Raw genomic sequence first — 13,425 nt, 5'->3', positions numbered from 1 at the left:
CCGGGACCGCGGGTGCTGGGATGACGTGATGCGACGTGAGACGCCCGTGCCCCTGGACCGGGGACGGTTCCCGGACGCGGTGACTCCCTGGGAGGACGAGACCTGGCGGAGCGCGGCCCTGGGCTGGGTGACGGACGCACTCACCGCACGCGGCCTGCGGCCGACGGGGGAGTGGCGGGTGCGGCTGCGGCCCTGGTCCGTCCTGGTGCGGCTGCCCGTCGAGGGGCGCGGCGCGGTCTGGTTCAAGGCGAATCCCCCCGCCAGCGCCTTCGAGGGACCGCTGACGGCCGCGCTGGCACGCTGGGTCCCGGAGCACGTCCTGGAGCCGCTGGCGGTGCACGCCGGCCGCGGCTGGTCGCTGCTGCCCGACGGAGGGCCGCTCTTCCGGGACGTACTCGACGAGGGCCCCGTCGGCCCCGAAGCCGCCGGCCCCGGCGCCTGGGAGGAACTGGTGCGTCAGTACGCCGCCCTCCAGCACGCGCTGGCCCCGCGGGCACGCGAGATCACACGGCTGGGCGTCCCCCACACACCGGTCACCGCGCTGCCCGGCTTCCTCGACCGGCTGGACGACACCCCGTTGCGGCCCGAGGACCGGGGCAGGCTCCGGCTTCTGCGCCCCCGGCTCCTGGAGTGGTGCGCCCGGCTCGCCGCCCTGGGCGTCCCGGACTCCCTCGACCACGCGGACCTGCACGACGGCCAGGCGTTCCGTCCGGCGCCGGGCAGGTTCACCTTCTTCGACTGGGGGGACGCCGTCGTCTCCCACCCCTTCTGCGGTCTGGCGGTCCCCGCCCGCCGCGCCCGCGAGCGGTACGGGCCGCAGGTCCTTCCACGGCTGCGGGACGCCTACCTGGAGCAGTGGACGGGCGCCGGCCGCTCCGGCGCGGAACTGCGGCGCGCCGTGCGCCTCGCCTGGCGCCTGAGCGCCCTGAGCCGGGCCGGGGCGTACGGCAGGCTCTTCCCCGCGTCCGGCACCGAGGTGGCCGCGGAGGGCGCCCGCTGCCTGCTGGAGCTGCTCGACGACCCACCGCTGTGAGGAGGCCGCCCGGCGGTCGTTGTCAGTGCCGGATGCGAGGCTCGGGGCCATGGATGAGGTGGAGTTCATGCGGGGCAGGGTCTACGGCGCCGACCACGACGACCCCGGGCCGCGCGCCGGACGCGTCTACGCCCAGCTGGTGGGCGGCCCCTTGGACGGCCTGCTCCTGGACGTCACGGACCTGACGGAGCGGGAGCGCGGCCGGGGCGTGACGCTGGCGACGGAGGTGGGCCGCTACGGCCCGGGCGGCCGCTCCGCGTACGGCCCGAGGCCGGACGATCCCCGCCGCTTCGACTGGCGGGGCGACGTGCCCTGACGTTCCACCGCCGCGGCACGGCGGGCGCCCGCCGTCGCGACGGCGGCCGTCGACGGGTGCCCGCCCGTCTGCGTGACCAGCGCCGCCAGCAGCCAGTCGTGCGCGGACCCGGGGGTCGGTTCCGGCCGGCGGCCCGGCGGGGTGACCACCTCGGCCACCAGCTCCCAGTAGCGGTCGAGCCGCGGGTCGGCCGCGAGCTGCCCGGCCAGCCGGCGACGGAAGTCCGGGGTGTCGCGGACCCCGTACGCGCTCGTGTACGCGCCGACGAAGCCGTCCAGCGCCTCGCCGGGACGCGGGTCCCGCCCCCGGCGCAGGTGCGGACCCGCCAGTTCGTACGCCTCCGCCAGCCCCGCGTACAGCACGGCCGCCGCCCGCGCCCCGCCCGCGCGGTGCGCCTCGGGCTGGGGCTGCCGGGTGCCCGGGCAGGGGGCGAGGGTGAGGGCGTTCAGCCGGGCGAAGGCCAGGACCTGGGCCGGGGACGGGTCGTCGGGCGGCGCGGGCACCGCCACCTCCAGGAAGGCGTCGGTCGACCGGGCCGGCATCCGCGGCGGGAGCCAGCCGCGCCAGAACCGGACCAGCGGAGCCGTGCTGGGCGGGACGGGCACGGCGCCGATCAGCCGCAGCCGGCCCGCCCGCTCCCCGGGCGGACACTCCTGCACCAGCCGCAGCGCCGCCTCCCGCCAGCGCAACGACCGCAGCTCCGAGCCGAGTTCGCGCAGCCGTCCGGCGACGGCGGCCTCCAGCGCGCCGCCCGTCATGCCCGTGCCGCCCGTCATGCCCGTGCCGCCCGTCGTGCCCGTGCCGGCCGCTCCACGCGCCGCGTTGGCCGCGTCGGTCGCGTCCTCCTCGTCGAGGATCCGGTGCACCTCGGGAACCGACAGGCCCAGAGCACGCAGGGAGCGGATCAGGCGCAGCCGGTCGAGCGCCTCGGGGCCGTACCGCCGGTGTCCGCCCGAGCTGCGGGACGCCTCCGGCAGCAGTCCGCGGTCGGAGTAGAAGCGGACGGTCTTCACGGTGACCCCCGCCCGTTCGGCGAGTTCACCTATGCCGCACAGGCCGTCGTACGACGAGATCACTTGAACCTCCCTCAGGGGGAGTTCCTACCGTACCGGCGAGCGCGGACCGGTGATCGGGCCGGCCGCGGAGCCACGAGGAGGGGCCATGACCGCGTTCATCCTGGTGTCGGGCATGTTCACCGGCACACACGTCTGGCAGGACACCGTCGCCCGCCTGACCGCCGAGGGCGCCGAGGCGTACGCCGTCGCCCTCACCGGGCTCGACGGGCCGCGCACCGGGCCGGCGGCCCGCGTCGACCTGGAGACCCACATCGCGGACGTCGTCGCGGTGATCGACTCGGCCGGCGCGGCGGGCCGGAGGATCGTGCTGGTCGGTCACGACTACGGCATCCATCCCGCACTCGGCGCCGCCGACCGCAGGGCCGGCCGCGTCGACCGCGTCGTCTGCCTGGACTCGGGCCTGCCCCGGGACGGCGCCCCGGCCCTGGCCGCCCTGCCCGACCCGTCCCTGCGCGAGCGCCTGGCCGGGGCGGGCGCGGGGGACGGCGCCGACGGCGTACTGCCGCCCCCGGCGGCCCCCGACGCGTGGCAGCGGTGGGGCAGCACCGCGGGCGTTCCCGGCGCGGCGCTCGACCGGCTCACCGCCCTCGCGGCACCGCAGCCGCTCGGCACCCTGCTCCAGCCGCTGACCCTCACCGGCGCGGTGACCTCGGTCCCCACCACCGGCGTGCTCTGCACGGCGAACGGCGCGAGCATCGACCTGGTCCAGATGATGGTGGGCTTCGGTGATCCGGCGCTGCGGGCCCTCGTCGACCCCCGGGTGACGTTCTTCGAACTGCCCACCGGTCACTGGCCGATGCTGTCCTGCCCCGACGCGCTCACTGACGTCCTGCTGCGGGCCGCGGCCGGCGAGGGACACCGGCTGACGTCCCCGGACGCCGAACCGCCCGCGCATCTGCGCCCGTTCCTGCTGGACGTGCCCGAAGTCCCCCGCGAACGGCACGGGAACGTCGACCTGCACCTCCCCGACGCCCAGGAGCCGTGGCCCGCGGTGCTGTTCGTGCACGGCGGCCCGGTCCCGGCCGAGGCCCGCCCGACCCCGAGGGACTGGCCGACCCTGACGGGATACGCCCGATGCGCTGCGGCGGGCGGAGCGGTGGGCGCGGTCGTCGACCACCGCCTGCACGACCTGGCCGACTACGAGCGGGCCGCCGGCGACGTCGCCGCCGCCGTGGAACTGGTCCGCGCCGACCCCCGGGTGGACGCGGACCGGATCGCGCTGTGGTTCTTCTCCGGCGGCGGCCCGATCGCGGCCGACTGGCTGGACGCGCCCCCGGCCTGGTTGCGCTGCCTGGCGGCCACCTACCCGATCCTGGCACCGCTGCCGAACTGGGGGATGTCCGGCACCCGCTTCGACCCGGCGCTCGCGGTGGCGAACGCCGGCCCGCTGCCCGTCGTCCTCACCCGTGCGGGACTGGAGGTCCCCGAGATCGCCGCCACCGTCGAGAAGTTCCTGGCCGCGGCCGAGGAGTGCGGGGCGGACGTCGACGTGGTCGACGTGCCGCACGGCCACCACTCCTTCGAGACCCTCGACCCGACCGACGAGTCCCGCGAGGCCGTGCGCCGCGCGATGCGGTCGGTCCTGCACCACGTCGGCCTTCCCGGCGGGCGGTGAGCGGTCGGCGGGTGGTCCCGTGCCGGGGGTGAGCGGTTGGCGGGTGGCCCTCCGGTGGCCTGCTCACCCCCCCACGGCAGGTGGCGCCCGCGGCGAGCGCGGTGACGGGGGTCGGCGTCGCCCGGGCCCGGCGGGGCGGCATCGACGAGGTCGAGGGTGTGCGAGGGGCCCGGGCGAGAGGCCGCCCTCGCGACCGGCCGAGGAGTTGGAAGGCGCCGGACCCGCCGTCGGTGTCGGTGTCGGTGTCGGTGCGCGACCTGGCTCGGGCCGGCTCCGTGCATGCCGATCCACGTCCCCAGTATTGACGTGTACGCGACGCTGTGCGTTTGATGGGAGCGCTCCCACGGTCCGCCCCCCACTCACCCTGGAGTCGCCGTGCGCACGACATCACGCCGAGCCCCGACCCGTCCGAAGCAGCCGAAGCAGCCGAAGCAAGCGAAGCAACCGAAGCAGCCAAGGCGTCACCTGGCCCGTCTGATCGCCGGGCTGGCCGCCCTGATCGGGCTGGTCGCCGCCGGCGCCCTCCACCCGGCCGCCGCCCTGGCCCGGGCGTCCGGCGTCCAGGCCACCGGCCTGCACATCGCCGACGGCCGGCTGCTGGAGGCCAACGGCAACGACTTCGTGATGCGCGGGGTCAACCACGCCCACACCTGGTACCCCGGCGAGACGCAGTCGCTGGCGGACGTCAAGGCGCTGGGCGCCAACACCGTCCGGGTCGTCCTGTCCGACGGCCACCGCTGGAGCGAGAACGGCCCCGAGGACGTCGCCGCCGTCGTCGGCCAGTGCAAGGCGAACCGGCTGATCTGCGTCCTGGAGGTGCACGACACCACCGGCTACGGCGAGGACGCCGCCGCCGGCACCCTCGACCACGCCGCCGACTACTGGATCGGCCTCAAGGACGTGCTGGCCGGCGAAGAGGACTACGTCATCGTCAACATCGGCAACGAGCCCTGGGGCAACACGAATCCCGCCGGGTGGACCGAGCCGACCGTCGCCGCGGTGAAGAAGCTGCGTGCCGCCGGATTCCAGCACACGCTCATGGTGGACGCGCCCAACTGGGGCCAGGACTGGCAGGGCGTGATGAAGGCCGAGGCCCGGACCGTGTACGACGCCGACCCCACCGGCAACCTGATCTTCTCGATCCACATGTACAGCGTCTACGACACGGCCCAGGAGATCACCGACTACCTGAACGCCTTCGTCGACGCCGGTCTGCCCCTCCTCATCGGTGAGTTCGGCGGGCCCGCCGACCAGTGGGGCGACCCCGACGAGGACACCATGATGGCCACCGCCGAACAGCTCGGCCTCGGCTACCTGGCCTGGTCCTGGAGCGGCAACACCGACCCGGTCCTCGACCTCGCGACCGACTTCGACCCCAGCCGGCTCAGCTCCTGGGGCGAGCGGATCTTCCACGGCCCCCACGGCATCGCCGAGACCGCGAAGGAGGCCACGGTCTTCGGCGGCACCCCGGGCGACACCCGGGCCCCGACGGCGCCCGGCACCCCGGCCGCCACCGCCGTCACGGACACCTCGGTCACGCTCGGCTGGGCCGCGGCCACCGACGACGTCGGCGTCACCGGCTACGACGTCGTCCGCGTCCGCGACGGCGCGGAGACCGTCGTCGCCGCCTCCACCACGAACAGCGTCACCGTGACGGGCCTCACCGCCGGCACCGCCCACACCTTCGCCGTCTACGCCCGGGACGCGGCGGGCAACCGCTCGGCCCGCTCCGCCACCGTGGACGTCACCACCGACGAGGGCGGCGGCACCCCCGGCGCCGCGTGCTCGGTGGGGTACCGCGTCGTGGGCGAGTGGCCCGGCGGCTTCCAGGGCGAGATCGCCGTCCGCAACACGGGCACCGCGCCCCTCGCTCCGTGGACGCTCGCCTTCGCCTTCGCGGACGGCCAGACCGTCACCAACATGTGGGGAGGGACCGCGGTCCAGAGCGCGGGGAAGGTGAGCGTCACCCCCGCCTCCTACACCGCCACCATCCCCGCCGGCGGCACGGTCACCCTCGGCTTCATCGCCGCCAAGGGTGCCACCAACACCGCCCCGGCCGCCTTCGGCGTCAACGGGAGCACCTGCGTCACGACGTGACCGTACGGACCACCGCCCGGCGGCGACCTGCCTGAGCCGGGCGGTACCGGCGCGGTCGCGTGAGGGAGGTCACCACGACACCTCGCGGACGCCCGCCTGGCTCCGCGGCTCGGTCGTCGCGGTGATCTCCGACCGGTGGCGGCTCGCCGAGAACGTCACCGTCAGCGTCCGCGGCCCGCTCTGGCTCGTGGTCGCCGTGAAGCCCCGCTCCGGCACCGCCGAGACCAGGCACACCCCGCCCTCGCCGAACCGCACGGTCGCCTTGCCGCCCTCGGACGACACCGTGTGGACGCCGGCACCGCCCTGCTCGCACCCCGCCCCGCCGCCCCCGCCGGCCGGGGACGGCGGGGCGGTGGCCCGGGCGGTCGGCGTCGGAGTCGGCGTCACAGCGGGCTCGGAAGGCCTCTCGCTGGTACGGGAGGGCGTCGGGCTCGGCTTCCGGCTGGTCGCCGACGGACTGGGGGAGGCCGTGGCTGTCTTCGACGGCGTGGTTTGCGGGGACCGCGGCAGCTCCTTCGGCGCCGACTGGGCGACGGGCGCGGTCGGCCGGGTGGACCCCACCACGAAGTGGATCGTGATGATGACGGCCGTGACACTGGCCGCCGTGCACGACAGCCAGATGATCAGGTAGCGCAGGAGGCGGGACACGACACCATAGTGACGGACCGGCTAACGTGCCTGCCCATGGCCTCCGTACTTGTCGTCGAGGACGACCCTGTGATCCGGGCCGCGCTGATCGAGGTCCTGACCGGACACGGCTACGCGGTCAGGACCGCCCACCAGGGTTTCGAGGCGTTGCGCGACATCACCCAGAGCCCGCCGGACATCGTCGTGCTCGACCTCGGACTGCCCGACCTCGACGGTCTGGACGTGCTGCGGATGATCCGGGGCATCTCCCGCGTACCGGTGCTGGTCGCCACCGCCCGCGACGACGAGACCGAGATCATCCGGCTGCTCAACGCCGGCGCCGACGACTACCTGGTCAAGCCGTTCTCCGGCGGGCAGCTCGCGGCCCGGCTCGCCGCGGTGCTGCGTCGCTCCGTGCCCGCCGACGTCCGGGCGGCGCGGCGGCCCGTCCTCCAGGTCGCCGACCTGCGGATCGACCCGACCGCGCGCACCGCGCACCTCGCCGGGCGCGAACTGTCCCTCACTCGCCGCGAGTTCGACCTGCTCGCCTACCTGGCCGCCCATGCCGACCAGGTCGTCTCCAGGCAGCGGATCCTCGCCGAGGTGTGGCAGCAGCCGTACGTGGAGGACCAGACGGTGGACGTCCATCTCTCCGCGCTGCGCCGCAAAATGGGGGAGAAGGCGCGAAAGCCCCGCTATCTCCACACCGTGCGCGGTATCGGCATCAAGTTGGTCAGTTCGCCATGAGACGTGCCCTCGCCGGGATCGCCCTGGCCGTCACCTCGATGGTGGCGCTGTCCTTCCTCATCCCGCTCGCCCTCCTCGTGCGCGAACAGGCCCGGGACCGGGTCACCACCGCCGCCGAGCAGCGTGCCTCGGCCCTCTCCCCGGTGCTCGCCCTCACCACCCGGCGCGCCGACGTCCAGCAGGCCGTCGCCGAGCTGGGCTCCGCCGACCAGCTCGTCGTACGCCTGCCCGACGGCGGCTTCGTCGGGACCCCGCACGCGCCCGAGGACGCGCTCGACCGGGCCGTGCGGGGGCGCGAGACGCTCGCCGTGGACACGGCGGACGGCTGGGTCTACCTCCAGCCCGTCGTCCTGCGGGGCGACCGGGTGGCGGTCGTCGAGGCGTTCGTGCCCGCCGCGGACCTCACCCGGGGCGTGGCCGCGTCCTGGGGCGTGATGGCGCTGCTCGCGCTGGGCCTGGTCGGTGGCTCGGTGCTGGTCGCCGACCGGCTCGGCGCCCGCGTCGTCCGTTCCTCCCGCGGCCTCAAGCGCGCCTCGCTCGCCCTCGGCTCCGGCGACCTGGACGTACGGGTGGAGCCTGACGGGCCGCCCGAGCTGCAGGAAGCCGGTGTGGCGTTCAACACGATGGCCGACCGGGTCGTGGACCTGCTCGCCGTCGAACGCGAGCTGGTCGCCGACCTCTCCCACCGGCTGCGCACCCCCCTGACCGCCCTCTACCTGGAGGCCGACCGGATGGGGGCCACCCCGAGCGCCCGTCGGGTCACGGAAGCGGCCGGACAGCTCGAGAGCGAGCTGGACTCGATCATCGCGGCGGCCCGTACGCCCCTGGGGGCTGGCCGGCTCGGCGGGGCGGGGCCGGCGAAACCGTGCGACGTCGCCGAGGTGGTCGCCGCGCGCCTGGACTTCTGGTCGGTCCTCGCCACCCAGCAGGAACGGTTGTGCGAGCGTTCCTTCACGCCGCGCCCGACGCCGGTCGCCTTCCCCGAGGACGACGTGGCGGCCGTCGTCGACGCCCTGATCGGCAATGTCTTCCGGCACACCCCACAGGGCACCGCCTTCAGCGTCCGCGTGGAACGGGCCGAGCGGTACGTGTTCCTCACGGTCGACGACGCCGGCCCGGGGGTGGCCGATCCCGAGGCGGCGCTCACCCGGGGCGTCAGCGTCGGCGGCTCCACCGGGCTCGGCCTGGACATCGTGGCCCGCGCCGCCCGCGCGGCGGACGGCGAACTGACGATCTCCCGCGCGCCGCTGGGGGGAGCGCGGGTGCGGGTGTCGTTCGTGCTCGCGGGCGCGGGCGGCCCGGGCCGGAGCGGGAGTGGCCCGGGCCGGAGCGGGCGGGGGAGCGGCGGGCGGTGACGACCGGCGGAACGCCGGGGTGCCGGCCGGGTGCCGCCCGGCACCGTCCCGGGTGCCGGCCGGGCCTCAGCGACTCGTGCCGAAGTTCTGGGTCCACCAGGGGCCGCCGTCTCCGAAGTGGACGCCGACGCCCAGCTCCTTGAAGGAGCAGTTGAGTATGTTCGCGCGGTGGCCGGGGCTGTTCATCCACGACTCCATCACGGAGGAGGCGTCCGCCTGCCCCCGCGCTATGTTCTCGCCCAGCGCGGACCACTGGTAACCGGCGGCCTCCACCCGGCTCGCCATGGTGGAACCGTCGGGCCCCGTGTGGGACATCACGCCGCTGCTCGCCATGGTGTCGCTGTAGTCGTCGGCGGCCCGGGTCAGCCGGGCGTTCGACGTGACCGGTGAGCAGCCCGCGGCGGCCCGCTCCTCGTTCACGAGCGCGAGGACCTGCGTCTCGGGCCCGCCGGTCCCGCCGGAACCGGAGCCTGACCCGGAACCCGAGCCCGAGCCCGAGCCTGAACCCGTTCCGGTGTCCGCGCCGCCGCCCCCGCCGCTCCCGCCGTCCGTCGAACGGTCGCCGCCGCTCTTCGCGGTCGCCCGCGCGGGAGCGCTGGACGCGGACGCGGCCGTCTTCGGGGCGGCAGCCGTCGGGCTCGCCGTCCTCGTCGGCTTCTTCCTCGGCTCCGCGCTCCGGCTGGGCGAGCCGCTCGGCGAGACGCTCGGGCTCGTCGAGGGGGACGCGAGCGCGGTCGCGCCGCCCGCCGCGGTCTCGTCGCCCGGCGTCCGCGCGGCGGCGTTCGACGCGACCCGGTCCGAGGCGTTGCCGTCCTCGCCGTCGGCGACGGCCAGGGTGATGCCGACGCCCGCCGTCACGGTGACGGCGCCGAGGACCAGCGCGGTGCCGCGTGCCGTGAGCCCGCCGCGTGGACGGGCGTGGGAGCGGGACGGACGGGCGGCTCGACGGGAACCCATGCGGCAGGACACCTCGGCTTGTCTGGCGGCTGACGGAGCCCCGTACCCGGTGGACGCGAACGCGCCCACCGGGACTGTGGGGGGTGTCCGAGAGCCTAGGACGCGTCCGGCGCCCATGGGCCGTGGGAAGGTCAACTTCAGAAAGCCTTAAAAGAGCCGCCAAAGTCCGCTGAGGAAGACAGAAGGCGTGCCGGCCCCGCCAGGGGGTGGCCGCAAGACGGAGGAGGGCGCCGGGACGGAGCCCTGGGCGCCCGGCCCGTTACGCGCTCGACGTCCGCCACCCTCGGTCCGCCCCGGGGCGCTTCAACGTGAAGAAAGGACGCGGCCGTCCGCAGGAGCCCCTCGCGTGCACCCGATGCCCCGCCGTCCCCCTGCCCGTGGCGCTTACCGCCGCGGGCGCCCGGACAGTCTGTCGGCGTGCATCCGGCAGAGCGCCGGCACACCGTCGGCGCACCCGAGGAGACCGGGACCTCCCGCCCACCGTCTCCGGGTGCGCCGCACACGGGCAAGGAGGAACGGACATGCCGTCCACCGCTGACGAACGCACCGCTGACGAACCCACCGCCGGCGAACGACAGCTGCTCGACGAACTGCGGGAACTGCTGGCCGCGACGGTCGAGGACCTGTCCGTGGAGGAAGTCGGACCGGACTCCTCCCTGAAGGACGACCTGGGCGTCGACTCGCTGGCCATGCTGGAGGTGGTCGCCGCGATCGAGGACCGCTGGCAGATCGAGGTGCCGCAGGAGGAGGCCGACCGGCTCACGACCGTGCGGCAGATCGCCGCGCACCTCGCCGAGGCCGTCGCCGCCCCCGCGGGCGGGACCGCGTGAGCCCACGGCACGCGGCCCACCCGGCGCCCGGGGAGCGGGCCGCCGTCGTCACCGGGCTGGGCCTGACGACCGCGCTGGGCGGCGACGTCCCTTCCACGTGGCGCGCCCTGCTCGGCGGCGCGTGCGGCGTCGAACGCGTCGACTTCGGTCCGCCGGACGGCCCCGCGCAGAGCTATCTCGCGGCCCCGGCGGCGGTCGACCCCGCGACGGTCCTGCCGTCCGCGAAGGCGGCGCACTGCGACCGGTCGGCGCGGTTCGCCCTCGTCGCCGCCCGGGAGGCCGTGCGCGACGCCGGCTTCCCCGAGCCGTCCGACCTCGCCGCGACCGGCTCGCGAGTGGCCGTCGTCGTCGGGGTGGGGCTGGGCGGGCTCACCAGCGTCCTGGAGCAGAACCGGCGCCTGGAGACCCAGGGCGCGGGACGGGTGAGCCCGCGCACCATCCCGCTCATGCTGCCCAACCATCCGGCCGCCGAGGTGGGGCTGATGGTGGGTGCCAAGGCCGGGGTCCACGCCCCGGTCAGTGCCTGCGCCTCAGGGGCCGAGGCCCTGGCCCAGGCCCTCGGCCTGATCCGGGACGGCCGCGCCGACATCGTGGTCGCGGGCGGCGCCGAGGCCGCGCTGCACCCGCTCACCCTGGCCGGGTTCGCGCGCCTGAAGGCCCTCTCCCGGCGTCTCGACGACCCCAAGGGGGCGTCCAGGCCCTTCGACGCCGACCGGGACGGCTTCGTGATGGGCGAGGGCGCCGGCATGCTCGTCGTCGAGAGCGCCGGGCACGCCGCCGCCCGCGGCGCCCGGGTCCACGGCCGGCTGACCGGCGCGGCCGTCACCAACGACAGCCACCACGTGGCCCAGCCCGCGCCCGGCGGGACGGGCTGCGCCGCCGCCGTCGACGCCGCCCTGCGCGACGCCGGGCTCCTCGCGGAGCAGGTCCAGCACGTCAACGCGCACGCCACCTCGACGCCGCTCGGCGACCTCGGCGAGGCCCAGGCGCTGCACAGGGTGTTCGCCAAGGGAGTGGACGACGTGGTGGTCAGCGCGACCAAGGCCGCCTTCGGGCACACCCTGGGCGCCGCCGGGGCCATCGAGGCCGTCCTCACCGTGCTCGCCCTGCGGGAGCGGACCGCACCGCCCGCGTGCAGCCTCGAACGGGTCGGCCCCGGCATCGGCCTGAACGTCGTGGGCCCCGTTCCGGCGCCCCTGCCCCCGGGACCCCTCGCGGCCGTCACCACGAGCATGGGCTTCGGCGGGCACAACGTCGCCCTCACCTTCGCCGACGCCCCCGCCGACGTCCCCGCCGGCGTCTGATGGGACACGGAGTCCGGGCCCTCGCCGACGGCACACCGCTCACCGTGCTGATGTGCCCCGGCCAGGGGGCCTACCTCCCCGGAGCGCTGCGCCACCTGCGCGACGTTCCCTCCGTCGGGGAACTGCTGCGGCGGGTGGACGCACACGCCGCCGCGCTCGGCGGCACCGCCACGCCCGTCGCCGCTCTCCTCACCGACGCCGACGCCCCCGGCCCCGACCAGCTCCTCCGGGCCGACCCCCTGGCCTTCGACGTGGCGACGTACGCGGCGGTGGTCGCCTCCGCGACCGTCCTGCTCGACCTCGCCGCGTCGCCCGTGCACGCGGTGCTCGGGCACAGCATCGGCGACCTCGCGGCGCTCACCGTGGCCGGGACCATCACCCCGGAACAGGGCGTCGGGCTGCTGCACGTCCGCGACCGGCTGCTGCGGGACGCCGCCCCGCCCCCCGCCGGCCTGCTGGCCACCGACCTGAGCGCCGAGCGCGCGGCGGACCTCCTGCGTACCGCCGGACTGCCGCAGGTACGGATCGCGGCGTGCAACGCTCCCGCCCAGACCGTCCTGGCCGGACCCGACGGCCAACTGGACGCCGCCCAGCGGGCCGTGCGGGCGCTCGGGCAGCGTGCGACCCCGCTGACCAGCCGCACCGCCTACCACCACCCCCTGCTCACCGAGGTGCGCACAGCCTTCCGCCGCCACCTGCGGTCGCAGCCCGTCGCCCGTCCCGCACCCGCCGTGTACTCGGCCGCCACGGCCCGGCCCGCCCGGACCCCGGCCGAGCTGCGCGGCGTGGCCGCCGCCCACCTCACCGAGCCCGTGGCCTTCCACCGCACGCTGCGGGCGCTGCGCCAGGAGGGCTTCACCACCTTCCTCGACAGCGGCCCCCGGGCCCTGCTGAGCGCCCTGGCCAGGGCCGCCCTGCCCGGCTGCACCGCCGCCGCCCCCCTGCGCACCCCCGCCGGCGTCGACCGCGTCCGCCACCGCCTCACCGCCGCCCTGCGATGCGCGCCCCTCCCGGCCGCGGGTTCCGCGGCCGGATCGGGGTAGGCGGAGGGGATCACGAAGGAGGAGCGACATGACGACGTACGTCATCTCGGTGCCGGGGACGTTCACCGGTACCGTCCAGGACGTCACGAAGGACGAGCTCGCCCGGGCCCTGCGCCCCGCGGACCCGCACCGCACCCACCTGGGGGACGAGGAGGACCTCGACGCCCTGTCGGTCAACGACGACGGCACCTTCACCATGCGCCTCACCGTCGAGGCGGACACCGCCGCCGCCGCGGAGGGCCGCGCCCAGGAGGTGGCGGACTCCGCCCTGCGCGCGGCGGGCCTGGACCGGGACATCGCACCGCTGGGCCCGTCGGTGGTCACCGGCATCGACTCCGACGTCTGACCCGGCCCGGCCGCGCCGGCACGGGCGCGCCGGCACGGGCGCCGCGCCGAAGCCATGAGTGGCCCGGCTCACATGGCGT

At 76.0% G+C, this 13,425-nt stretch carries 13 protein-coding genes; 11 read left to right on the top strand and 2 right to left on the bottom strand.

Annotated features, from left to right (window positions below; translation table 11 throughout):
* Positions 1–28 precede the first annotated feature (28 nt).
* A complete protein-coding gene (locus ACFIF2_RS01490) occupies positions 29–1,033 on the top strand; it encodes a phosphotransferase (protein WP_395570583.1) in 1,005 nt (334 codons plus the stop codon).
* Between the two features lie 49 nt (positions 1,034–1,082).
* Positions 1,083–1,349, top strand: a complete 267-nt coding sequence (locus tag ACFIF2_RS01485) for a hypothetical protein (RefSeq protein WP_395570582.1) — start codon at positions 1,083–1,085, stop codon at positions 1,347–1,349.
* Here the strand turns inward: ACFIF2_RS01485 and ACFIF2_RS01480 are convergent.
* The gene (locus tag ACFIF2_RS01480; protein ID WP_395570581.1) at positions 1,268–2,425 is read right to left on the bottom strand and encodes a MerR family transcriptional regulator; all 1,158 of its coding nucleotides are present in this window, start codon (positions 2,423–2,425) and stop codon (positions 1,268–1,270) included. The genes ACFIF2_RS01485 and ACFIF2_RS01480 overlap by 82 nt on opposite strands.
* 85 nt (positions 2,426–2,510) lie before the next feature.
* Between ACFIF2_RS01480 and ACFIF2_RS01475 the strand changes: the two genes are divergently transcribed.
* From ACFIF2_RS01475 to ACFIF2_RS01455, 5 genes are all read left to right on the top strand, one after another.
* Positions 2,511–4,040, top strand: coding sequence for an alpha/beta fold hydrolase (locus ACFIF2_RS01475; RefSeq protein ID WP_395570580.1), 1,530 nt, complete (start codon positions 2,511–2,513; stop codon positions 4,038–4,040).
* Between the two features lie 477 nt (positions 4,041–4,517).
* Entirely contained in the window at positions 4,518–6,137 is a 1,620-nt protein-coding gene (locus ACFIF2_RS01470; protein ID WP_395570700.1) for a cellulase family glycosylhydrolase, read from the top strand.
* A gap of 121 nt (positions 6,138–6,258) precedes the next feature.
* Entirely contained in the window at positions 6,259–6,768 is a 510-nt protein-coding gene (locus ACFIF2_RS01465; protein WP_395570579.1) for a hypothetical protein, read from the top strand.
* A 53-nt stretch (positions 6,769–6,821) separates the two neighbouring features.
* On the top strand, positions 6,822–7,511 hold the full coding sequence (locus ACFIF2_RS01460) for a response regulator transcription factor (protein ID WP_395570578.1): 690 nt from the start codon (positions 6,822–6,824) through the stop codon (positions 7,509–7,511).
* Positions 7,508–8,866 (top strand): ATP-binding protein, encoded by a 1,359-nt coding sequence (locus tag ACFIF2_RS01455; RefSeq protein WP_395570577.1) that lies wholly within the window; start codon positions 7,508–7,510, stop codon positions 8,864–8,866. Before ACFIF2_RS01460 ends, ACFIF2_RS01455 begins: the two co-directional genes overlap by 4 nt.
* Before the next feature lie 66 nt (positions 8,867–8,932).
* On the opposite strand, the gene ACFIF2_RS01450 is transcribed toward ACFIF2_RS01455, so the two are convergent.
* A complete protein-coding gene (locus tag ACFIF2_RS01450) occupies positions 8,933–9,823 on the bottom strand; it encodes a CAP domain-containing protein (RefSeq protein ID WP_395570576.1) in 891 nt (296 codons plus the stop codon).
* A gap of 521 nt (positions 9,824–10,344) precedes the next feature.
* Between ACFIF2_RS01450 and ACFIF2_RS01445 the strand changes: the two genes are divergently transcribed.
* Genes ACFIF2_RS01445 through ACFIF2_RS01430 form a run of 4 tightly spaced genes read left to right on the top strand, consistent with a single transcriptional unit; the run spans position 10,345 to position 13,346 of the window.
* The gene (locus ACFIF2_RS01445; RefSeq protein ID WP_395570575.1) at positions 10,345–10,653 is read left to right on the top strand and encodes an acyl carrier protein; all 309 of its coding nucleotides are present in this window, start codon (positions 10,345–10,347) and stop codon (positions 10,651–10,653) included.
* Positions 10,650–11,957 carry a beta-ketoacyl-[acyl-carrier-protein] synthase family protein gene (locus ACFIF2_RS01440; protein WP_395570574.1) on the top strand — a complete coding sequence of 436 codons (1,308 nt, stop codon included), beginning with the start codon at positions 10,650–10,652 and terminating at the stop codon, positions 11,955–11,957. The genes ACFIF2_RS01445 and ACFIF2_RS01440 overlap by 4 nt, the downstream gene beginning before the upstream one ends.
* Positions 11,957–13,000 (top strand): ACP S-malonyltransferase, encoded by a 1,044-nt coding sequence (locus ACFIF2_RS01435; RefSeq protein WP_395570573.1) that lies wholly within the window; start codon positions 11,957–11,959, stop codon positions 12,998–13,000. Before ACFIF2_RS01440 ends, ACFIF2_RS01435 begins: the two co-directional genes overlap by 1 nt.
* Before the next feature lie 28 nt (positions 13,001–13,028).
* Entirely contained in the window at positions 13,029–13,346 is a 318-nt protein-coding gene (locus ACFIF2_RS01430) for a hypothetical protein (RefSeq protein ID WP_395570572.1), read from the top strand.
* Positions 13,347–13,425 lie beyond the last annotated feature (79 nt).

It is taken from the genome of Streptomyces sp. BK79 (assembly GCF_044142145.1).
Lineage (GTDB): Bacteria > Actinomycetota > Actinomycetes > Streptomycetales > Streptomycetaceae > Streptomyces.
Note: the sequence above shows the minus strand (reverse complement) of the source record. Positions and strands in the feature narration are given on the sequence as shown.

Coding starts and splice junctions, on each gene's coding strand:
- ACFIF2_RS01430 (WP_395570572.1), top strand. CDS start 13,029: ATGACGACGTACGTCATCTCGGTGCCGGGGACGTTCACCGGTACCGTC.
- ACFIF2_RS01445 (WP_395570575.1), top strand. CDS start 10,345: ATGCCGTCCACCGCTGACGAACGCACCGCTGACGAACCCACCGCCGGC.
- ACFIF2_RS01490 (WP_395570583.1), top strand. CDS start 29: ATGCGACGTGAGACGCCCGTGCCCCTGGACCGGGGACGGTTCCCGGAC.
- ACFIF2_RS01460 (WP_395570578.1), top strand. CDS start 6,822: ATGGCCTCCGTACTTGTCGTCGAGGACGACCCTGTGATCCGGGCCGCG.
- ACFIF2_RS01485 (WP_395570582.1), top strand. CDS start 1,083: ATGGATGAGGTGGAGTTCATGCGGGGCAGGGTCTACGGCGCCGACCAC.
- ACFIF2_RS01455 (WP_395570577.1), top strand. CDS start 7,508: ATGAGACGTGCCCTCGCCGGGATCGCCCTGGCCGTCACCTCGATGGTG.
- ACFIF2_RS01450 (WP_395570576.1), bottom strand. CDS start 9,823: ATGGGTTCCCGTCGAGCCGCCCGTCCGTCCCGCTCCCACGCCCGTCCA.
- ACFIF2_RS01435 (WP_395570573.1), top strand. CDS start 11,957: ATGGGACACGGAGTCCGGGCCCTCGCCGACGGCACACCGCTCACCGTG.
- ACFIF2_RS01475 (WP_395570580.1), top strand. CDS start 2,511: ATGACCGCGTTCATCCTGGTGTCGGGCATGTTCACCGGCACACACGTC.